The following is a 20,620-nucleotide window of genomic DNA, read 5'->3' as shown; positions in this document are numbered from 1 at the left end:
CCGGCCCTATAGCATCATTTGCCGATGCAGAAGCTGGAAAACACCTGATCCAGCACATCCTCGACCCCGATTACCCCGACTAGCCTGGCCAGCGCATTGGCGGCCGCCTGCAAATCGGCCGCACGCAACTCGGGTTCGGCAACCGCCATCGCCCGCTCCAGCGCCGCCGCCATGTCGCGCAGGCAGGCGATCTGGCGTGGTCGCGGCAATGCAGGGCCAGCGCCGCGCGCCACCAGCGCGGCCACATGCTCAGTCAGCGCGGCAACCAGCGCCGCCACCCCTGCCCCGGTTTGCGCGCTCACCGCCAAGGCTCCGGCGGGACACGCACCAGCCAGATCGGCCTTGGTCGCGACGATCAACGCCGGCACGCCCGCTGGCGCCGCCGGCACCACGAAATCGGGCGCCGCTGCGCACAGGATCAGAAAATCCGCCCGCCGCGCATGCGCCTCCGCCCGGCGGATGCCCTCCGCCTCGATCGCATCCGCCGCCTCGCGCAGGCCGGCCGTGTCGACCAGCCGTACCGGCACACCGCCAAGGTCCAGCCGCACCCCGATCGCATCACGCGTGGTGCCCGGCGTATCGGAAACGATCGCCACATCCTCGCCCGCCAGCACATTCACCAGCGTCGATTTCCCCGCGTTCGGCGCGCCAAGCACGACGATATCGACCCCCTCGCGCAACCGCTCGGCCGCCACACCCGCGCCGATCGCGGCCATGACATCAAGGTGCAACGCATCGATATCCGCCAACATCGCCGCTTCGACATCTGGCGGCAGATCCTCATCCGCGAAATCGATCAGCGCCGCTTGCCGCGCCATCAACCCGACCAATCGCCCCCGCCAGGCACCGATCGCCTCACTCATCGCACCACCGGCCTGATCGAGCGCCAGAACCCGCTGCGCCTCGGTCTCCGCACCGATCAGATCGGCGATACCTTCCGCCTGCAACAGATCAAGCTTGCCGTTGCCGAACGCGCGCCGTGAAAACTCACCCGGTTCCGCCGGTCGCGCGCCCAGCGCGATCAACGTCGCGGTCAGAACCGCAGCGACCGCACGGCCGCCGTGCGTGTGCAACTCCGCATAATCCTCGCCGGTGACACTCGCGGGCCCAGGAAACCGGATGAGCAGTCCCTGATCGATCAGTCGGCCCTCACCATCGTGAAAGCGGCGCACGCTCGCCCGGCGCGGCGCCGGCAACGTACCGCTCAGCGCCCGCACGATCGGATCAATCCCTGCACCACTCAGCCGCACCACCGCGATCGCACCACCAACACCACTGGCGGTCGCGAAAATCACATCGGTCATTTCGCCGGCGCCACCTCGGCCGGCAACATCAATTCGGGAATCGGCCTTCCATCACGAATATCCTCGGTCAACACACGGTCCACCGCCACCGTGTCCGCCACACGATACCAGGTGCCACGCGGATAAATCACCAGCACCGGACCATGCTCGCAACGGTCGAGACACCCCGCCGCATTGATCCGAACCCCCGCCAAACCCAACTCCTTCGCCCGCACCTTCATGTAATCGCGCAGCTTCTCCGAACCCTTCTCGCCACACGATCCCCGCGGATGACCCGGCGGACGATGGTTGCCACACACAAACACATGGTGACTAAAATAAGCCGGCTGGATCGCGTCATCGGTCATCATGTGCACTCGCGCTTTCGGTGTTGGCTGCTATCTATTAGGGGTCGGACGTGGTGAGGACGGTAAGCAAGCAAGGCCAGGGGCTCTGCCCCTGGACCCCGTTAAAGGCGGAGCCTTTAAAATCCATTAGTTTTAGGCAAGGGGAGGGCTGTCCAAGCCAGATCGACGGAAAATCCGAGGCAGCGCCCTCCCCTTGCCTAAAACTAGCGGGTTCTAAGGGCTCCGCCCTTAGTGGGGGTCGAGGGGGCAAAGCCCCCCGCCTTGCTTGCTTACCATCCCCAACACAACCGTACCCTACCAGATACCATCCAACATCGGAAAGTCCGTGGACACATGACCAGCAATACGCTTGCCGCTGCTTCGTCGCCTTACTTACTGCAACATGCCGACAATCCGGTGCATTGGCAGATGTGGTTGCCGGCGACGTTGGCGCGGGCGCGTGAGGAGGGCAAGCCGATTCTGTTGTCGATCGGGTATGCGGCCTGTCATTGGTGTCATGTGATGGCGCATGAGAGTTTCGAGAATATCGAGACGGCGGCTTTGATGAACGAGCGGTATATCAACATCAAGATCGACCGCGAGGAGCGGCCGGACATCGACAGTATTTATATGGGTGCGTTGCAGGCGATGGGCGAGCAGGGTGGCTGGCCGCTGACGATGATTCTGACGCCGGATGGCGCGCCGATTTTCGGCGGGACGTATTTTCCACCGGAGCCGCGTTGGGGCCGGCCCTCGTTTCGGCAGGTGTTGGCGGGGGTGGCGGAGGCGTGGGACAAGGATCGGGAGAAGTTGCTTGTCAGCGGTGCGGCGTTGCTGCGGCGGGTGGCGCATCAGGCGGAGCCGGCGGCGGGTGGGCGGGTGGCACCGGCCGACTTGGATCATGTCGCGGAGCGGTTCGTCGCTATGGTGGATTGGGAGGATGGCGGGTTGAGGGGTGCGCCGAAATTTCCGAATCCGCCGATTTTTCGGTTTTTATGGAGCGAATATGCCCGCACCGGCCGGCATGAGGCGGGTGCGGCGGTGGCGTTGATGCTGGCGCGGATGGCGCAGGGCGGCATTTACGATCATGTCGGCGGCGGGTTCGCGCGCTATGCGACGGATGAGGCCTGGCTGGTGCCGCATTTCGAAAAGATGCTGTACGACAATGCGCAGATCCTTGATTTACTTGCGTTCGCGCAGGCTGCCGAGCCTGATTTGTTGCTGGCGGCGCGGGCGGCTGAGATCGTGACGTGGCTGACCCGCGACATGTTCGCCCGCCACGATGCGGCGCCGGATGGCGCGATGGCGTTCGCTGCATCCGAGGACGCCGATTCCGAGGGGGTGGAGGGTAAGTTCTATGTGTGGACGCGCGATGAGATTGCCTCGGTGCTGGGCGATGATTTCGCGCGTTTCACCGACCATTACCCCTGCCCTGCGGCGGGGAATTGGGAGGGGCGTATCATTCTGACCCGGGCGACACATCCGGAGGACGCGGCGATTGAGCGGGACCTGGCAGTGTTGCGGGACCGGTTGCTTGTGGCCCGTGACCAGCGGGTACGGCCGGGGTGGGATGACAAGATTCTGGCCGATTGGAACGGGCTGACAATCGCCGCTTTGGTTCATGCGAGCGCTGTGTTCGGCCGGGATGAGTGGCTGGCGCTGGCGGTGCGGGTGTTCGGGGCGGTGGTGGCGTTGCTGGGCCGGCCGGATGGTCGGTTCGATCATGCGTATCGGCGCGGCGCGGTTTCGGCGGCGGGGTTGCTCGATGACCAGGCCGGGATGCTGCGGGCAATGATCGGGCTTTATGAGGCGACCGGCGATGGCTTGTATCTGGCGCGGGCGGAGCGGCTGATTGCGCTGACGGCAGATCATTTCGGCGATGGCGCCGGCGGGTTTTACGCCAGTGCGGACGATGCGGTGGATCTGCCGGGCGGTATGCGGCCGCGGGCCGCGACCGACAACGCGACGCCGGCCGGCGCGGGGCTGATGGCGGAGGCTTATGCGCGGCTGTATCACCTGACCGGCAAACCCGGCTATCGCGATGCCGCGGCGGCGCTGATCAGTGCGCATGCCGGCGAGCGGCGTAATCTGCCGGCGTATCCGACGATTCTGGCGGCGGCGGCGCTACTGGAGGAGGCGATTGTGGTGGTGCTGACCGGTGCGCGGGATGATGCGCGGTTCGGCGCGTTGCACCAGGCGGCGCGCGCAGGGTTTGATCCGGCGGTGGTGATTGTGCCGGTGGGCACCTCAGCGGATTTGCCGATCGACCATCCGGCGCATGGCAAGACCAGCGGCGCGCCGGCGGCGTTCGTGTGTCGGGGGCAGGTTTGCAGCTTGCCAGTGCATGACGCGGCGGCGTTGCGGGAGGCGATCGGGCGGCGACCCGCGTGATGGCCAGAACCACTCCGCGTTTGCGAAGAATACCAGGATATTTTCAGATTGAGCGCCGGTCGCTCCGATTTGGGTGCCTTACGGTGCGGCGGGGGGCCGTACGTAATCTCCGAGTCTATCGGTGCTCCGGCTTGGTCGTCTAGAGCAAAATGCGATTAAGTTGACGCGCCAGCGGCAATCTAATCGCTTGAGATCGACTGACAAAATATAGAGCTGGAGCGTTAAGCTGAACGCATAACGCGCTACTATGCAAGGCGTGGGACATCGGGCGATGGCGACAGAGCGATCCGGCTGCGACCCGACCCAGCGCGGCGACCGACACGCCTCGCCGCAGGACATTTCGGCGCGAGGTTGGACGGCGATCCTGCTGCTTGCATGGCGACGGAGCAATGCCAAAAATATTGCCCTGGTCGCCGGCGGGGTGACATTTTATGTCATCATGGCGCTGGCACCCGGCGTTGCGTCGCTCATTTCCGTCTATGGATTGCTTGCCAACCCCCACCAGATCGAACGGCAGGCCAACGCAATTTCCGGGTTGCTGGCGCCCTCGGCGCGAGCGACGATCGATCACCACTTGCGCATGATCGTTGCCACAAATCCGCGCACTCTTGGTTTGGGTGCCTTGCTGGGGATTTTCATCGCTGTGTACACGGCGTGCCGCGGCATGGGCGGGATGATCGCGGCGCTGGATATAGCCTATGGCGAGACCGAACGGCGGGGTGTCATGCGGCTCACCCTGACCGCGCTGGGGTTCGTCGGCGGTGGGGTGGTCGCGCTTACGCTGGTCGGCGCGATGAGCATTGTGGCAATCGACGCGAGCCTCAATCCGGTTCTTCGATGGATCATGTTGATCGCCGGGTGCCTGGCTCTGCTTTTATTCATGGCCGGACTGCTGGCGTTGCTCTATCATTTTGGTCCGGACCGCCCGGCACCCCGCTGGCGATGGACATCACCGGGTGCTGGCGTGGCCTCGGCGCTCTGGGCCATCGGGACGCTGATGATTTATGTCTATATCTCGAATTTTGGTGATTACAACAGGATCTATGGCTCCCTGAGCGCCGTGATGGTGTTTCTGTCGTGGCTATGGTCCTCGATTTATCTCGTCTTGCTCGGTGCCGAGATGAACGCCGAGGCGGAACGTCAAGCCGGATTGCGTACCCTGAACAATCATTCGCCAGGGACGCCGGGGTGACTCATGGCACCGGGCGCATCGGTTTCCGATGCCGATTTGCCGATATTAGTGGCCTTGAATTACATCCAATTATATTATGAATTTAATACGACGACCACGTATTTATTGTGTATTTAGACTGTTCATTCAGATATATTGCACCGCAACATAATATTGATGGATCTTGGATAAATGAAAAATATCGCACTTGGCATCGGCAGTGTACCGGCATTGACCGCGTTTGCATCGATCTCGGGAAAAAACGCCGCGCAGACGAGGCAACTCAGCGTCGCGGCCGCGGAGGTCGTGTTCCGGCGGGTGACGCTCGGTTGGTTTGCGATGCTCAATCCCGTGCTCGCGGATCACGACGAATTCGCGCGGATGGTGCCGGAAAAGACCCAGGCGTTTTCCGATTCAGGATCGGTCCTGTTCACTGGCTCCATGCGGATCGGCGAGAGGGTTTCGCGGTATCTGGCCGATGAGACCACCCATGCCGCCGACACCGTGATGGCGATCTGGACGAGCCGTTCTCCGGCGGCGCTCATGGCGGCGCAGGCGGATGGCGCGATCTCGTGGTTCGGGCGGATGACCGCGCAATCGGAGGCGATGTGCCTGCGCTCGCTGGAGGTGCAGGGGGCTGCGATGGCGCCGATTCATCGGACCGCGACCGAAAACGCGGCGCGGCTGCGCCGGTGAGAGACGCATCGTGAGCGCGGCAACGAGGCATGCGCCGGGCCTGAATGATGTGCCGGAGACCATGCTCTGGTCGCTGTATCATCGGGCGACGGAAGCCCGGCGGGCGGATAGGGTGCTCGCCGATCCTGACAGTGTCCGGATCATGGAGGGGTTGGATTATGATTTCCCCGGCCATTTCGGTGTGCCGGGTGGGGCGCTCGCGGGCCGGGCCGCGCAAATCGATCGCTGTGTTGTGCAATGGCTCGAGGCTCATCCGGACGGGCTCGTGGTTTCGCTGGGCGAAGGGTTGGAAACGCAGTCGCGGCGGGTCGATAATGGCCGGATGCGCTGGCTTTCGGTCGATCTGCCTGAGGCGATCCGGCTGCGGGAATTGTTTCTGCCGCCGACCGAGCGGTTTCGTCATCTGGCGATGAATGCGCTCGATCCGGGCTGGATCGCCGCCGTCGATACCACCGGACCGGTGTTTGTCGTGGCGCAGGGGTTGTTGATGTATCTGGAGCCCGAAGCCGTCGGCCGGTTGTTCGGCGCGATGGCGGCGGGGTTGGCGGGGGCCGGCCTGATGTTCGACACGATTCCGCCCTGGCTGTCGCGGCTCACATTGCGCGGGCTGCACCAGACCATGGCGTATCGCCTGCCCGGCATGCCCTGGGGGATCGCGCGTGATGACATCGAGCCGACCATGCGGCGCTGGTGCGCGGCGATCGGCCCGATCGTGATGCAGCCCTACCGCATGCCACGGGGGATGCCTCCGGGCCTCGATGAGTTCGTGACGGCGGCGCCGTTTCTGCGCAATCAGTTGCCATGCCTGGTTCAGACCCGGTTTTTGTGAATATCCGTTCAAGCCCGCCGTTTTGTTCACGAAACAGCGCCCTGCCGTTTCGGAGTGCGCCCTGGTTCCGGTCGGACCGATTCCAGCGTAGAACGCGGCGAATTGATGAGGATGTCTGACATGATTGATGAAGCCACAATTCGCGCCCGGATCGGACAATTTCGGGCCGCCGACGGCGCCGTGGTGCCGCCGGCGATGATCGACAGCGTCGCGGTGCGCGATGGGCTGGTGCAGGTGGCGCTGGCGGTGACGCGGGCGGAGGCACCGCGGCTGGAGCCGCTGCGGCTGGCGCTGGAACAGAGCCTTGCGGCGGTGGAGGGCGTGCGGAATGCGACGGTGATGCTGACCGGGCCGCGCAGCGCGGCGGCGCCGGCCGAGCCGGCGGCAGCTGGGCTGTTGAGCCAGGTGAAATCGATCATTGCCGTGGCATCGGGCAAGGGCGGCGTTGGTAAATCGACCGTTGCGGTCAATCTGGCGGTGTCGCTGGCGGCCAAGGGGCTGAGCGTCGGGCTGCTGGATGCAGATATTTATGGGCCGTCGTTGCCGCGCATGTTGGGCACCAAAGGCAAGCCCGACATGGTGGGCAGCAAGCTGGTGCCGGTGGAGGCGTGGGGGCTGAAGGCGATTTCGATCGGGCATGTGGTGGCCGAGGAAACCGCGATGGTGTGGCGCGGGCCGATGGTGCTGAATGCGCTGATGCAGCTGATGACGCAGGTGGAGTGGCCGGCGCTCGATGTCATGGTGATCGATCTGCCGCCGGGCACGGGGGATATTCAGCTTACATTGGCGCAGCGGTTGAAGCTGACCGGGGCGGTGGTGGTTTCGACGCCGCAGGATATCGCGCTGCTCGACGCGCGGCGCGGGGTTTCGATGTTCCAGCAGGTGCGGGTGCCGGTGCTGGGCATTGTGGAGAACATGAGTTTTTTCTGTTGCCCGAATTGCGGCACGCGGACCGAGATTTTCGGCCATGGCGGGGCGCGGGCGGAAGCGGCGCGGATCGGTGTGCCGTTTCTGGGCGAGGTGCCGTTGCTGCCGGCGATCCGCGAAACATCGGACGCGGGCACGCCGATTGCGGTGAGCGCGCCGGGCAGCGAGGCGGCGCGTGCGTTCATGGCGGTGGCCGAGGCCGTGATGGCGCAGATGGGCGGTGAGCGGACGGCTGGGCCGCGCATCGTGATCGAATGAGGCAATGGCGGCGATCGGGTTTTATCATCTGACCCGGACCGATGTGGCGGCCGCCCTGCCCGCTCTGCTGGGCCGCACCCTCGCGGCCGGGCAGCGGGCGGTGGTGCGGGCGACCGATGCCGGCTTGATCGAGGCGCTCGATGCATCGCTGTGGCTTTCGGCCAACCCGGATTGGTTGCCGCACGGCACGGCGGCGAGCGGGTTTGGCGCGGATCAGCCGATCTGGCTGACTACCGGCGCGGATGTGCCGAACGGGGCGCGGTTTTTGTTTCTGATCGATGGTGCGGCGGCGGAGCTGGCGGGGTTCGAGCGGGTGTTCGATCTGTTCGACGGTAATGATGCGGCGGCGGTGGCGGCGGCGCGGGTGCGCTGGGGGTCAGCGAAGGCGGCGGGGCATGAGTTGACCTACTGGCAGCAAACGGATCGGGGCTGGTCGCGGAAAAATTAGGCGGATCTTAAACATTTTGGGTGATCATCGGGGCAGACGACCAAGAGGGTCTTATGTCGGTGGTGGAAGCTGAAGCGTTGTTCGATACCGGGAATCGCCATGATGAGCGTGGCGCGTTCGATGCTGCGGTGGCGGCGTTCGATGCTTGTGCGGCGCTGGTGCCGGACAATACCGCGGTGCTGGTGAACCTGGCCAATACGCTGGTGAAGGCGGAACGGTTTGGCGAGGCTGCTGCGGCGTATCGGCGATATCTCGCGCTGGTGCCCGGCGATGTCGACCGGTGGTTCGCGTTGGGTAATGCGCTGCGTCAGGCGGGATCGTTGATCGAGGCGGTGGGCGCTTACGTGCAATGCCTGCGACTCGCACCCTCGTTCGGGCCTTGCCATGTCAATCTGGCGGGTAGTTTGCGGGCGCTGGGGGTGTTGGATCAGGCGCAGATCATGGCGGAGGCGGCGGTCGAGTTGATGCCGCGCGATGTCGACGCGCTCGCCTGCCTGGCGGGGTTGCTTTATGATCAGGGCGCGTTCGCGGCAGCGGTGGAGTGGTATGGCCAGGCGCTGGCGGTGGCACCCGGACATGCCGGGGTGCTGAGCAGCCTCGCGAACGCGTTGCAGGGGGCCGGGCGGCTGGATGCGGCGCTGGTGGTGCATGAGCGGGCTTATGCGACGGCGCCGGATCAGGCGGATTATCGGTACAACCGGGCGCTCAGCCTGCTGGCGGCCGGGGATTACGAACGCGGCTGGGCAGAGCATGAGTGGCGGCTGCGGCGGACGCGGATGATGAACGCCGCGATCGACCGGGGTGAGGCGTGGGATGGCGGCAGCCTGGCCGGGCGGACCATTTTGCTGCACGCGGAACAGGGGTTCGGCGACACCATTCAGTTCGTGCGCTACGCGCCGATGGTGGCGCGGTTGGGCGCGCGGGTGGTGCTGGAGGTGCCGGCGCCGCTGGTTCGGCTGATGGGGTCGGTGGCTGGGGTTGCGCAGGTGGTGCCGCGGGGTGAGGCCGCGCCGGCGTATGACACGCATTGCGCGCTGATGAGCCTGCCGTGGCGGTTCGGGACAGTGATGGCGACGATTCCGGCGGCGATCCCGTATCTTGCGGCGGATAATCGGGCGGTGGCTGATGCGGTGATTGGGCCGCTGGCGGGGCGGCCGGGAGATCGGCGGCCGTTGGTCGGGCTGGTGTGGGCGGGTGGTACGCATCTGGACGATATGGATTCGCATCTGATCGATCGGCGGCGCTCGATTCCGGCGGCGGCTTTGGCACCGTTGGGCGCGGTCGATCGTGTGCGGTTCGTCAGTTTGCAGAAACCGGCGGCGATGATGCCGGGCTTCGACATGATCGATCCGATGCCGTGGGTCGAGGATTTTGCGGATACTGCCGCGGTGATCGCGCAGCTCGATCTGGTGGTCGCGGTAGATACCGCCGTGGCGCATCTGGCCGGGGCGATGGGCAAGCCGGTGTGGCTGCTGTCACGCTATGATGGTTGCTGGCGCTGGGGTGACCGGCAGAGCGACACACCCTGGTATCCGCAGATGCGGATTTTCCGCCAGGCGGCGCCGCTGGATTGGGACGGGGTGATCGGCGCCGTGGTCACCGCCCTCAGCGGCTGGGCGGTGAGCGGCGGGAGCGGGGGTTAATGCGGCAGATTATGCGCGGGCGCGTCCGGTGGTTTTGTTCAAAGCTGATTGGACTTCGCTGGCGTCGCGGCTTTGGGCGATCGCAACCAGCCGATCAGGCCGGGGGCTGCGAGGATCAGACCCAGCCCGTTCCAGATCAGAAACTCGGTATTCAGCAAGCCGGAGATCAGGATACTCGCGAGCGCACCGGCGGCGATTGCGGCGCTGGGCAGCCAGTCGCGCCAGTCGCGCACGACTGGAAGATCCCGCGTTGCGAGCCGCCAGAGCGCGACCACGACGGGTACCGCAAAAATCGCGAACGGTGCGTCGCGGTAGCGTGGGTCGAACACCAGGAAGGCCTGCACGATCGCCGCGGTGAACAGGAATCCGAACCAGACATGATCGAACCGCCGCGCCGCCGCCGTGCGCCAGGGAAAGCGTCCGGCCAGGGTGCCGCGCAGCAACCCGATGGTTTCGGCACCGGCAGCTGCCGGCAGCGCGGCCCCGATCACGGCGCGCCGCACCGCGAACCAGGCGAGCGCGGCCTGCGCGGGCAGGTTTACCAACGCGCAGACGATCAAAGCATCGTCATAGAGGACATGCCAGGTGATTGCGCCGGCGTATGCCAGCGCGTTGCCGAGCCCGAACGCGAGCGCGATGGCGCCGAATTTCGACGCCCTGCCGATGATTGCAAGCCCGACCGCCAGGACGATCGCGATGCCGGCGTAGAGCGGCCAATGCGGCATTTCGATCACCGGGCCGGTAAGCGGGAATTTTGGCGCGCGTTCGGCGTTCCAGATGCCCCAGTTCGCGCCGGCAATGCCTTCGTCGTGGTATTTCCAGTTCTGGTCGAAGGCTTCGATCAGATTGTAATCGACGTGATCACGGTCCGCCAACGTCACGAATTTGCGCAGAAACACCGCCTCGTTGACGCGCGATGGCGCTGCATCACCGCGCCAGCGGCCGCGGCTCGGCCAGCCGGTTTCGCCCACCGAAATCCGCTTGCCCGGGAACAGTGCTTCGGTTTTTGCGATGGTGCGGCCGATCCGGGCGATGGCGTCATCGACATTGACCGGCCGGTTCTGCCAATAGGGCAGCAGGTGGATCATCACGATATCCACGTGCTTGGCCACTTGCGGAAACTCGAACCAGAAGCTCGCGACATCCGCATAGGCGACCGGCTGTTTCACCCGCGCCTTCACATAGTCGATATCCTTGATCAGATCGGCCGGCGACAGATCCCGCCGCAGCAACACCTCGTTGCCGACCACCACCCTGGTATCGGTGTGCGGATGCGCGTTCGCCTGCGCGATGCCGGCCGCCATTTCGCGCGCATTGTCCGCTGTGTTCGACCCCAGCCAGATCCCGACCCAGACTTTCAAACCCGCCTGTTTCGCCAGCGCCCCGATATCGTAATCGCCCTCGAGCGAGGAATATGTCCTGATCCCGTCCGCATGGCGCGCCACCAGCTTCAAATCCTGCGCCACTTGCGACGCGGTGGGAAAGCTTTTGGTCAAGGGCGATTGCCAGGCGCGGAACGGCGCGTAAGACACCGAATGAAACCGCGCATCCGGCATCGAAACGCCGGCCGCCTGCGGCCGGTTGGGCCAGTACCAACCAGCCAGCGTCAGCAGGCCGAAAATAAACACCAGATAAGGTCTTGCCGATCGCATCGGGCGCAGGCTTACAGGAGCGGCGGCACGGCGAACAGAGCTTGGCATCAACCCGCTGCGGGATCGTCTTCCCGGCCGACAAACAGTATGGCGCCGGTGGTATCCGCGCGGATCACGTACAGAAACGGATGATCGGCGTTAAATATGATCGGTGGCGGCCCATAGGGATTCGACGCCGAAGCGGAAGCTGCCTCCATCCCGGTCGCTGCCATTGCTTTCGTGCCTTTTTCGTCGACGGTAATCGCCGCCCGCTGGACGACATCATCGAGCACCAAGGGGGCGTTGCGGTCAGCGGCTATGCCGGTGAAATTGGCCCCAGGTGAAAAAGCGGCCGGCATGCCAAGTGATTTCAGAACATTGGCCAGTCGGAACTGGCTGTGCGCGGCGAAACGCGGCATCGTCACGACGACCGACGGGGAATTGTAGGAGATTTCATTCTGCATCTTTAACCAGCGATCGAGCTCCGCAGCACTGAGTCCGACCTCGATACGGTCCAGAGCGGATGCGTGATTCGGCAGGATGATGATCATCGATGCAGGGCCATCATAGTCGAGCCGCAGGATTTTTACGCCGTCGGCCTGGGCGATCGGCAGTGTGAAGGTCTGGTGCATCATCGGCACCATGACTGACCGCGACCCCGCCAGATAGAACGGTCCTGGCTTGGTCAGATTTTTATCGAAAATCTCCTCGAGACTCCAACGGGCCCGGAAATAGACCCCGTTGGTCAAAATCATGCGGGTCCGTGGTGATAGCGTGTCCGGATCGATCAAATGATCGAGCCGCCCGGCAGTCGCCCGTTTGACCCATTGGTTGATCCGGGCGGCCGCATCCGTCGGTTGACCGAAATCCACCCGATCGACCCTCCCGGCGAAATCCTGCCTTACCGCCGCGATGTAGCGCGGCTCGATCGGGTCATGCGCGGAGGTCCAGACCGCGTTGGCGGCATGGAAATGAAAATCCATTGGCTGCTGCCCGCCAAACATATCGGCCTGCGCAAAATCATGGCCGAACCACGATTGCAATCGGGGTCCGACGCTGCCGCTGTCGATCCTGTTGAGATGCAGCACACTGGCGATCTGCGCCGCGGTATTTGCGCGGGCACCCAGATAAGCCATCCCGATCGCTGAATAGAGGCTGTAGGGTGAGAAAAATAAATTGCCTCGATGGTGGCGCAACTGGGCAAACACGTCGAATGCAAAGTGGGTCTCGGCGCGAACAAGCGGAGGAACCGGCTTCGGCGCGGCCTGCGCGGGGACCGCTACGGCAATCAGGCATGCGGCGGCGACCGCTGCCATCATGGGAATCAATTTCAAAGACGCCTCCGCTGTTACGGCTCAGTGTGAAAGGATTGATCCCATATCGTGATAAGACCGTCCACGCTGAGCCAAGGAACACGCACAATGTCCGCCGATGGACTGACCGATGCCGCCATTCGAACCATCCTGACCACCACACGCCGCATCGCCCTGGTCGGCGCCTCGGCCAATCCGGCACGGCCGTCGAACGAAGTGCTGCACAGCCTGCTCGCGCGTGGCTACGACGTCACGCCGGTCAACCCCGGCCTCGCCGGCCAGACACTGCACGGCCGCATCGTCGTCGCCTCACTCGACGCCGCAGCCCCGCTCGATATGGTCGATCTGTTCCGCGCGTCCGATAAAGTCTTGCCCGCCGTGCAAGACGCCATCCGCCTCGGCGCCCGAACCATCTGGATGCAACTCGGTGTGATCAACCACGAAGCCGCCACCCTCGCCCGCAACGCAGGACTGACAATCGTAATGAACCGCTGCCCGCTGATCGAAATCGCCCGGCTTGGGATCGCGGAGAGGTGAGGGAGAGTAAGCAAGGCGGGGGGCTTTGCCCCCTCGACCCCCACTAAGGGCTTAGCCCTTAGAACCCACCAGTTTTAGGCAAGGGGAGGGCGACCCAGGCCAGATCAGTTGAACCACCGGGGCAGCGCCCTCCCCTTGCCTAAAACTAATGGATTTTAAAGGCTCAGCCTTTAACGGGGTCCAGGGGCGGAGGAGCCGAAGGTTCCAGCGATGCTCTTCATCGCTGGAATGGCTCCGGAGGGAGAGGCCCTGGCCTTGCTTGCTCTCCCTCACCTCACTCCACGGTCCCGCGCCGGATGATATCCGCGCCGAATTTGGCGCGGATTGTGTCCATGGCTTGTTGCCGTGCGGCGCGGCGTGGGCTTTCCTGGTCCATCAGGTCGCCGTGGTCGGCGAGGTTGGCGGGCACGAGCCGGGCCGCGCCGATGCCGATCAGCCGGAATGCGGGTCCGGCGGCCTGGTGCACGATGGGTTTGGCGGCTTCGAATATGGTTTCCGGCAGCTGGGTGGGGGCGGTCAGGCGGACGGCGTGGGTGTGGGTTTCGAAGCGGGCGGTCTTGAGTTTCAGGACGAGTGCGGCGGCGGCGAATTGTTCCGCGCGGAGGCGCCGGCCGAGTTTTTCGCAGAGTGGCCAGAGGGCGCGGCCGAGCAGGACGGGGTCGGTGATGTCGTGTGCGAAGGTGGTTTCGGCGCTGATCGATTTGGTTTCGCGCACCGGGTTGACCCGGCGGTTGTCTTCGCCGCGCGCGCGGGCGACCAGGGATGGACCGTCGTCGCCCAGGCGCTGCCGCGCGGTTCGTGGATCGAGCGCGGCTAGCTGGCCGATGCGGGTCATGCCCAGGCCGGCCAGTTTGCGGACCAGGGCGGGGCCGATGCCGGGCAGCGTGCCGAGCGGTTCGGGGGCGAGCACGGCGGCGGTATCGGCGCCCAGTATGGCGAAGCCGCGCGGCTTGTCACGTTCGGCGGCGAGTTTCGCGCGCAGGCGGTTGGCGGCCAGCCCGATCGACACGGTGACGCCGACGTTGGTCTCGACATCGCGAGCGAACCGGCTGAGCACGGCGGCGGGTGGCGCGCCGTGCAGCGCTTCGGTGCCGGCGAGGTCGAGGGCGGCTTCATCGATCGAGAGCGGCTGCACCAGCGGCGTCAGGCGTTGCATCATATCGCGAATTTCGCGCGCCACGGCGCCGTATTTGGACAGGTCGGGGCGGATCACGGTGGCATCCGGGCAGAGTTTCAATGCCTTGAACATCGGCATCGCCGACCGCACGCCGGACAGGCGCGCGACGTAGCAGCACGCCGCGACGACCCCACGGGTGCCGCCGCCGACGATCACGGGCCGGTCGCGCAATTCGGGACGGTCGCGTTTTTCGACGCTGGCGAAAAACGCATCGCAATCGATATGCGCGATCGCCAGCGTTCCAAGCTCGGCATGGCTGATCAAGCGCCGCCCGCCGCACTGGGGGCAGGCGCCACTGAGCTCGGCGCCGGGTTGGATCAACACGGCATCGCAATCGCGGCAGAGCGTGGGCATCGGTGCCGAGGGTAAGCCAAGTCGTTGGGCTCGTTAATGGGCGGAAATCGTCTTGCCGCTGGTCCGAGGAAGAAAAAGGCTTCTTTTATGTAAAAAAGAAGCAAAAAACTTTTTTGATTTGGGTGATCGGTGCTTATGCTGGGCTCAGGAGTGATCCCTGGTGGTTGCGACCTGGCTCATTTCCGGCTTCTGGGCCTGGCGCACCAGCCAGCGGAGGTCGCGATAGCCCATTGCGCCTGGAATTCGGCTCTGTCCGACATAGACCATCGGCACTTCGTCGATCCCGAGTGCTGCACCGCGCTGCAAGGATGCATCAACCGCGCGGATGGTTGCAGGGCGCGTCATGTCGCGCATGAAACGGGGCACATCCATCCCCAGCTGTGCGGCATCCGCCTTGAGCAATGCCAAGGTCGGCAAGGGGGCCTGGCTCATCAATAGGGTGTGCATCGCATCGAACCGCCCCTGGAGCCGCGCCGCCACCAGCGCCTGAGCGCCGAGCTTGCTCTGCCAGCCCAGAATGGGCACGTCGATCGGGACGTAGCGGATCTGCTTGTTACGCGCGATCAACCGCTCGATCCGCCGGTTCATCGCGCGGCAGGGGGCGCAAGACGTATCGTAGAAATCGACGATGGTGATCGACCCGTTCGGGTTGCCGAGCACCACATCCCCCGGCCGGACCAGACTTGCCGCGGAAACGACCCCGGCGCCCGGCGATGCGGCCGTCGCGCCGCCAATAACGCCCATCACCGCCACCGCGACTGCCGCCAGCCACCGTTGAGCTCGCATGATCAATCTCCAATAAACCGTCTATCATCATCAGAAATGACAACATGTCCCAGTTTTTGGTGATTGTCTCTATAAACTTATTTAATATCTCTGCGTGAGTAACTAAACATGATCACGCGTTCTGGTGGTACTCCTCCGAGGTGAACAACTCGTTAACGCGTCCGGAAATTGTTTAACTTGACCTAAGCGGCAATCGGCTCAACCATCCGGCAAGGAGGACCATCATCATGAACGTCACCACCCGCATTGCGCCCGCAGCCAGCCCGCATCCCGGCGTCAGCGCCGAGGAGTGGCAGGTCCGTTGCGATCTGGCCGCGCTCTATCGGCTTGTCGCGCATTTCAAGATGACCGATTTCATCTACACCCATATCAGTGCCCGCCTGCCCGGCCCCGATCATCATTTTCTGATCAACGACTACGGCACGATGTTCCATGAGATGCGCGCCTCCGACCTCGTGAAAATCGACCTCGAGGGCAATCGCATCGAAACCCCTGGCATTACGGCGGCCAAGGTCAATCAGGCGGGCTTCACCATCCACTCCGCCATCCATATGGCGCGGCCCGACCTGATGGCGGTGATTCACACCCACACCGCCGCCGGCATTGCGGTTGCGGCGCAGGAACAGGGGCTGTTGCCGATCAGCCAGCATGCCATGAAATTCTATGGCTGCCTGTCCTATCATGGCTATGAGGGCATCGCGCTCGACCTGGATGAGCGGGACCGCATCGTCGCCGATCTTGGTCAGAACAAGGCGATGATCCTGCGCAACCACGGCCTGCTGGTCGGCGGACGCACCATCCCCGAGGCTTTCCACGAAATCTATTTCCTCGAACGCGCCTGTCAGGCGCAGGTGGCCGCGCTGTCCGGCGGTGTCAAGCTGGTGATTCCGCCGCGCGAAGTTTGCGAGCACACCGCCGCGCAATTCAGCCGCGATACCGATAACCGCATGGCGCATTACGAAATGGCCTGGCAATCCGCCCTGCGCCTGATCGAGGCCGATGGTGCGTATCGCACCTGAATAAAATACACGGCCGCGCTTGCGCGGATCAGCCGGGGAAGACCACGGTTTTGCTGCCGCTGATGAAGACGCGCCGTTCGACGTGAAACAGGACGGCGCGGGCCAGCACGCGGCGTTCGATGTCACGGCCTTTGCGGACCAGGACTTCGGGTGTGTCGCCATGGGAGATGCGTTCGACGTCCTGTTCGATGATCGGGCCTTCATCGAGCGCGGTGGTGACGTAGTGCGCGGTGGCGCCGATCAGTTTGACGCCGCGCGCATAGGCCTGGTGGTAGGGTTTGGCGCCTTTGAAGCCGGGCAGGAACGAGTGGTGGATATTGATGCAGCGGCCCGCGAGTTTGGCGACCAGCGCGTCTGACAGCACCTGCATGTAGCGGGCGAGGATGACGAGCTCGGCGCCGGATTCGCGCACCAGGCGCCAGATTTCGCCTTCCTGTTCCATTTTGGTGTCCGGCGTGATCGGCAGATGGTGGAACGGAATGCCATCGAGGTCGAGATGTTCGTAGGTGCTGCGTTCGTGGTTGGCGATGATGCCGGCGATGTCCATCGGCAGTTCGCCGGTGCGTTGGCGGTAGAGCAGATCGACCAGGCAATGATCGAAGCGCGAGACCAGGATCATGGCGCGGGGGCGGTGCGTGGGGTCGGTGATCGCCCAATTCATGCCGAACTGGGTCGCTATGGGGGTGAAATCGGCCGGCGGCAGGGTGGTGCCGGCGTCGAGCGGGGCGAAGACGACGCGCATGAAGAACTGGCCGCTGGCGCGATCGTCGAATTGTTGGGCTTCGCGGATGTCCAGTCCGTGTTCGTAGAGGAAATTGCCGACCGCGCCGACGATGCCGGGGCGGTTGTGGCAGGACAGGGTCAGGATGGCGGTGGTCATGGGTCGGCATCGCTCCGTGGTTCGGTTGACGCGATGCTGGCAGATTTAGGACGATTGCGTGAGAGGGCAGCACCGTCTTTTTTGTGAGTGGCCTCATGCCCCCAAAAGACCCGTGGCCCAGATTCAAGAAAGTTTTTTGCTTCTTTTTTTCAAAAAAGAAGCCCTACCCTTCCTTGCCCCACGCCGCCCGGCGTGATCGAACCAGAGCATGACTATCACAGCGCGGGCGTCCCTAGCAGGTGTAATTGGCTGGCCGGTGGCGCATTCGCGTTCGCCGTTGCTGCATGGCACCTGGCTGAAGCGGCATGGGATCGATGGGGCGTATCTGCCGCTGCCGATCCGGCCGGAGGATTTTGCGGTGTGTGTGGCGGCTTTGGCGCGGATGGGGTTTGTCGGCGCGAATGTGACGATTCCGCACAAGGAGGCGGCGTTTGCCTTGTGCGATGAGGTGGCACCCAGCGCGCGGCGGGCGGGCGCGGTGAACACGCTGGTGTTTCGCGACGGGCGGATGGTCGGTTCCAACACCGACGGGGTGGGGTTCATGGCCAATCTGCGGGCGCATGGGGTTGATCCGGCGGCGGGACCTGCGCTGGTGCTGGGGGCGGGCGGTGCGGCGCGGCCGATCGGCGCGGCGCTGCTCGATGCCGGGGTGGTCGTGCATTTTTGCAATCGGACCGAGGACCGGGCGGCGCGGCTTGCGGCGACGATCGGCGGCGGTGTGATCGGGTGGGAGGATCGGGCGGCGGCGCTCGGTGATCATGCGCTGGTGATCAACACGACATCGCTCGGGATGGCGGGGCATCAGTCGCTCACGCTCGATCTGGCGCGGGCGCCTGCGGGTCTGGCGGTGGCGGATATTGTGTATGTGCCGCTGGAAACGCCGTTGCTGGCGGCTGCGCGGGCGCGCGGGCTGCGGGCGGTGGAGGGGTTGGGGATGCTGCTGCATCAGGCAGTGCCGGGGTTTGCCGCGTGGTTCGGGGTGACGCCGGTGGTGGATGAGGCGCTGTATCGCGTGGTTGCGGGCGATTTGCTGACGTGAGGATCATTGGCCTGACCGGCGGGATCGGGATGGGCAAATCGACGGTGGCTTCGATGTTTCGCCGCCGTGGCGTGCCGGTGTTCGATGCGGATGCGGTGGTGCGGCGGTTGCAGGCGCCGGGTGGTGCGGCGCTCCCGGCGATTGCGGCGGCGTTTCCCGGCGTGGTGCGCGGGGACGTGCTGGATCGGGCGGCGCTGCGGGCGGTGGTGCTGGCCGATGGCGCGGCGCGGCGGCGGCTGGAGGCGATCATGCACCGGATGGTGCGGCGCGCGGAGGGGCGGTTTCTGGCCCAGGCGCGGCGCCGGCGGGTGCGGGCGGTGGTGCTGGATATTCCGTTGCTGTTCGAGACCGGTGGTGAGCGGCGGGTTGATGTCGCGGTGACGGTTTCGGCCCCGCGATCGGTCCAGGTGGCGCGGGTGCGCCGGCGCGGGCTGGCCAAGGCGGAGATTGCACGGATCATTGGCCTGCAGATGCCGGATGCCGAGAAGCGGCGGCGGGCGGAGGTGGTCATTTTCACCGGTTTGTCGCGCGGGGCAACGGTGCGGGCGGTACAGCGGTTTATTGCACGGCAGTTTATCGCGTAGCCGTTTTCTGGCCGAGGATGAAGCTGATGCCGCCGGTGAACAGGGCGGATACCGCGGTCTGGCCCCAATGGCGCGACGAGGCGCTGGCGGTGGGATCGAGAAAGCCTTCGTAGATGGCGAGCAGGCCGAGCAGGATGATCGAACCGAAGATCAGCAGAAACACCAGCCAGTCCTTGCGGCGGCGCAAAGCGGCGTCTTCGGGGGGTTCCGGCGGTCGAACCATGATTTCAGCCGCGAGACGCCCGGAAAAATCGATTTCCTGCGGCGGCATGGATCAGAGCAGGCCGACGAACTCGGTTTCGAGTTTGTTCCGGTCGGAGGCGATGCCGATATGCTTGGACTCGCGCTTGGCTTGATGCGCGACCTCCATCAAGGCGATGGCTTGGCGGATCACATCGGTCTTGGTGGCTCCGGCGGAGGCGGCGATGGTATCGAGCCGGTCGTTCAACTCGGGTGAGACCAGCAGGTTCAGACGTACTTTCTCGGCCATGGTGGATCTCCTGTGTGGTTATTATATGTATAATCAGGTAATGTTTATGTCAATAATATATGTATAATCGACGTCGATCGTGCTGGTTGAACCGGAGTCCATGCCGGCGCAAGACTCGGTTATGACGCGCTCAATTCTGTTCGACACCGAGACCACCGGCCTCGATCCGCTGCACGGGGATCGGGTGATCGAGGTTGCGGCGATCGAGTTGCACAACGATCTGCCGACCAATCGTACGTTTCACCGCCTGATCGATCCCGAGCGCGATATTCCGGGCGATGCCAGCCGGATTCACGGCATTACCAACGCCGATGTCGCGGGCAAGCCGAAATTTGCCGAGATCGCCCCCGATCTGCTGGCGTTTTTCGGCGATGATCCGCTGGTCGCGCATAATGCCGCATTCGATTTCGGGTTCCTCGATGCCGAGTTCGGCCGGATCGGGCGGCCGCCGCTGGACCGGGGCCGGATGATCGATACGCTGGTGCTGGCGAAAGCGCGGTTTCCCGGCATGCCGAACAGCCTCGATGCGCTATGCCGGCGATTCGAGATCGATCTGTCGGCGCGGACCACCCATAATGCGCTGCTCGACTGCAAATTGCTGGCGGAAGTCTACGTCGAACTCACCGGCGGGCGGCAGCGCGGCTTCGATCTCGCGGCCGATGCCGGGCTGACGCTGGTGGAATATCAGCACAGCGGCACGCGAACGGCGCGGTTTATGCCGGTAAGCGACGACGACCGCGCCGCGCATGACGCGTTCGTGGCGACGATCAAGGATGCGGTCTGGCGGCGGGAATAAGGGTTCTTTTCTTTCAAAAAG

At 64.4% G+C, this 20,620-nt stretch carries 21 protein-coding genes; 12 read left to right on the top strand and 9 right to left on the bottom strand.

All coding sequences use genetic code 11. The annotated features are described in order from the left end of the window. Positions 1-14: 14 nt before the first annotated feature. Together mnmE and BW994_RS09545 are read right to left on the bottom strand one after the other, a co-directional pair. The gene (mnmE, locus tag BW994_RS09550; RefSeq protein WP_029312385.1) at positions 15-1,304 is read right to left on the bottom strand and encodes a tRNA uridine-5-carboxymethylaminomethyl(34) synthesis GTPase MnmE; all 1,290 of its coding nucleotides are present in this window, start codon (positions 1,302-1,304) and stop codon (positions 15-17) included. Beyond that, a complete protein-coding gene (locus BW994_RS09545) occupies positions 1,301-1,654 on the bottom strand; it encodes a (2Fe-2S) ferredoxin domain-containing protein (RefSeq protein WP_456303722.1) in 354 nt (117 codons plus the stop codon). The genes mnmE and BW994_RS09545 overlap by 4 nt, the downstream gene beginning before the upstream one ends. Positions 1,655-1,984: 330 nt before the next feature. Between BW994_RS09545 and BW994_RS09540 the strand changes: the two genes are divergently transcribed. The 7 genes from BW994_RS09540 to BW994_RS20410 all read left to right on the top strand — a co-directional run bounded on the left by BW994_RS09540 (position 1,985) and on the right by BW994_RS20410 (position 9,993). Beyond that, positions 1,985-4,021 (top strand): thioredoxin domain-containing protein, encoded by a 2,037-nt coding sequence (locus tag BW994_RS09540; protein WP_029313544.1) that lies wholly within the window; start codon positions 1,985-1,987, stop codon positions 4,019-4,021. Positions 4,022-4,292: 271 nt separating this feature from the next. Further along, positions 4,293-5,213 carry a YihY/virulence factor BrkB family protein gene (locus BW994_RS09535; RefSeq protein WP_051657598.1) on the top strand — a complete coding sequence of 307 codons (921 nt, stop codon included), beginning with the start codon at positions 4,293-4,295 and terminating at the stop codon, positions 5,211-5,213. A 171-nt stretch (positions 5,214-5,384) separates the two neighbouring features. After that, a complete protein-coding gene (locus BW994_RS09530; protein WP_029313548.1) occupies positions 5,385-5,888 on the top strand; it encodes a phasin family protein in 504 nt (167 codons plus the stop codon). A gap of 10 nt (positions 5,889-5,898) precedes the next feature. Next, a complete protein-coding gene (locus BW994_RS09525; protein WP_035230468.1) occupies positions 5,899-6,717 on the top strand; it encodes a class I SAM-dependent methyltransferase in 819 nt (272 codons plus the stop codon). Between the two features lie 120 nt (positions 6,718-6,837). Then, the gene (locus tag BW994_RS09520; protein WP_245594213.1) at positions 6,838-7,902 is read left to right on the top strand and encodes an Mrp/NBP35 family ATP-binding protein; all 1,065 of its coding nucleotides are present in this window, start codon (positions 6,838-6,840) and stop codon (positions 7,900-7,902) included. A 4-nt stretch (positions 7,903-7,906) separates the two neighbouring features. Further along, positions 7,907-8,350, top strand: a complete 444-nt coding sequence (locus BW994_RS09515; protein ID WP_029313553.1) for a DNA polymerase III subunit chi — start codon at positions 7,907-7,909, stop codon at positions 8,348-8,350. 53 nt (positions 8,351-8,403) lie between these two features. Beyond that, positions 8,404-9,993, top strand: a complete 1,590-nt coding sequence (locus BW994_RS20410) for a tetratricopeptide repeat protein (protein WP_051657600.1) — start codon at positions 8,404-8,406, stop codon at positions 9,991-9,993. Positions 9,994-10,031: 38 nt separating this feature from the next. On the opposite strand, the gene BW994_RS09505 is transcribed toward BW994_RS20410, so the two are convergent. Together BW994_RS09505 and BW994_RS09500 are read right to left on the bottom strand one after the other, a co-directional pair. Further along, positions 10,032-11,645, bottom strand: a complete 1,614-nt coding sequence (locus BW994_RS09505) for a glycoside hydrolase family 17 protein (RefSeq protein ID WP_029313557.1) — start codon at positions 11,643-11,645, stop codon at positions 10,032-10,034. Between the two features lie 47 nt (positions 11,646-11,692). After that, entirely contained in the window at positions 11,693-12,943 is a 1,251-nt protein-coding gene (locus BW994_RS09500; protein WP_029313558.1) for a serpin family protein, read from the bottom strand. Between the two features lie 102 nt (positions 12,944-13,045). Between BW994_RS09500 and BW994_RS09495 the strand changes: the two genes are divergently transcribed. Continuing rightward, positions 13,046-13,474, top strand: a complete 429-nt coding sequence (locus BW994_RS09495) for a CoA-binding protein (RefSeq protein ID WP_029313559.1) — start codon at positions 13,046-13,048, stop codon at positions 13,472-13,474. A gap of 274 nt (positions 13,475-13,748) precedes the next feature. Here BW994_RS09495 and BW994_RS09490 read toward each other — a convergent pair whose 3' ends face one another. Next, positions 13,749-15,005: a DNA polymerase IV gene (locus BW994_RS09490; RefSeq protein WP_029313560.1), complete on the bottom strand. Its 1,257-nt coding sequence runs from the start codon at positions 15,003-15,005 to the stop codon at positions 13,749-13,751. Between the two features lie 144 nt (positions 15,006-15,149). Beyond that, the gene (locus BW994_RS09485) at positions 15,150-15,791 is read right to left on the bottom strand and encodes a DsbA family protein (RefSeq protein ID WP_081849204.1); all 642 of its coding nucleotides are present in this window, start codon (positions 15,789-15,791) and stop codon (positions 15,150-15,152) included. 227 nt (positions 15,792-16,018) lie between these two features. Here BW994_RS09485 and BW994_RS09480 point away from each other — a divergent pair, with 227 nt between their 5' ends. Further along, complete coding sequence (locus BW994_RS09480) at positions 16,019-16,810, top strand: class II aldolase/adducin family protein (RefSeq protein ID WP_029313563.1); 792 nt, start codon at positions 16,019-16,021, stop codon at positions 16,808-16,810. A 28-nt stretch (positions 16,811-16,838) separates the two neighbouring features. Here the strand turns inward: BW994_RS09480 and purU are convergent, their stop codons facing one another. Continuing rightward, positions 16,839-17,690: a formyltetrahydrofolate deformylase gene (gene purU / locus BW994_RS09475; RefSeq protein ID WP_029313565.1), complete on the bottom strand. Its 852-nt coding sequence runs from the start codon at positions 17,688-17,690 to the stop codon at positions 16,839-16,841. 208 nt (positions 17,691-17,898) lie between these two features. Between purU and BW994_RS09470 the strand changes: the two genes are divergently transcribed. Together BW994_RS09470 and coaE are read left to right on the top strand one after the other, a co-directional pair. Next, entirely contained in the window at positions 17,899-18,729 is an 831-nt protein-coding gene (locus BW994_RS09470; protein ID WP_029313566.1) for a shikimate dehydrogenase, read from the top strand. Then, the gene (gene coaE / locus BW994_RS09465; RefSeq protein WP_029313568.1) at positions 18,726-19,313 is read left to right on the top strand and encodes a dephospho-CoA kinase; all 588 of its coding nucleotides are present in this window, start codon (positions 18,726-18,728) and stop codon (positions 19,311-19,313) included. Before BW994_RS09470 ends, coaE begins: the two co-directional genes overlap by 4 nt. On the opposite strand, the gene BW994_RS09460 is transcribed toward coaE, so the two are convergent. Continuing rightward, a complete protein-coding gene (locus tag BW994_RS09460; RefSeq protein ID WP_029313570.1) occupies positions 19,303-19,584 on the bottom strand; it encodes a hypothetical protein in 282 nt (93 codons plus the stop codon). The genes coaE and BW994_RS09460 overlap by 11 nt on opposite strands. Positions 19,585-19,587: 3 nt before the next feature. After that, on the bottom strand, positions 19,588-19,803 hold the full coding sequence (locus tag BW994_RS09455) for a DNA-binding protein (protein WP_029313571.1): 216 nt from the start codon (positions 19,801-19,803) through the stop codon (positions 19,588-19,590). A gap of 121 nt (positions 19,804-19,924) precedes the next feature. On the opposite strand from BW994_RS09455, the gene dnaQ reads away from it, so the two are divergent. Beyond that, positions 19,925-20,599, top strand: coding sequence for a DNA polymerase III subunit epsilon (dnaQ, locus tag BW994_RS09450; protein ID WP_029313572.1), 675 nt, complete (start codon positions 19,925-19,927; stop codon positions 20,597-20,599). Positions 20,600-20,620 lie beyond the last annotated feature (21 nt).

Source organism: Acidiphilium rubrum (genome assembly GCF_900156265.1).
Lineage (GTDB): Bacteria > Pseudomonadota > Alphaproteobacteria > Acetobacterales > Acetobacteraceae > Acidiphilium > Acidiphilium rubrum.
The sequence above is the reverse complement of the archived record's forward strand: the minus strand, read 5'-3'. Positions and strand labels throughout refer to the sequence as shown.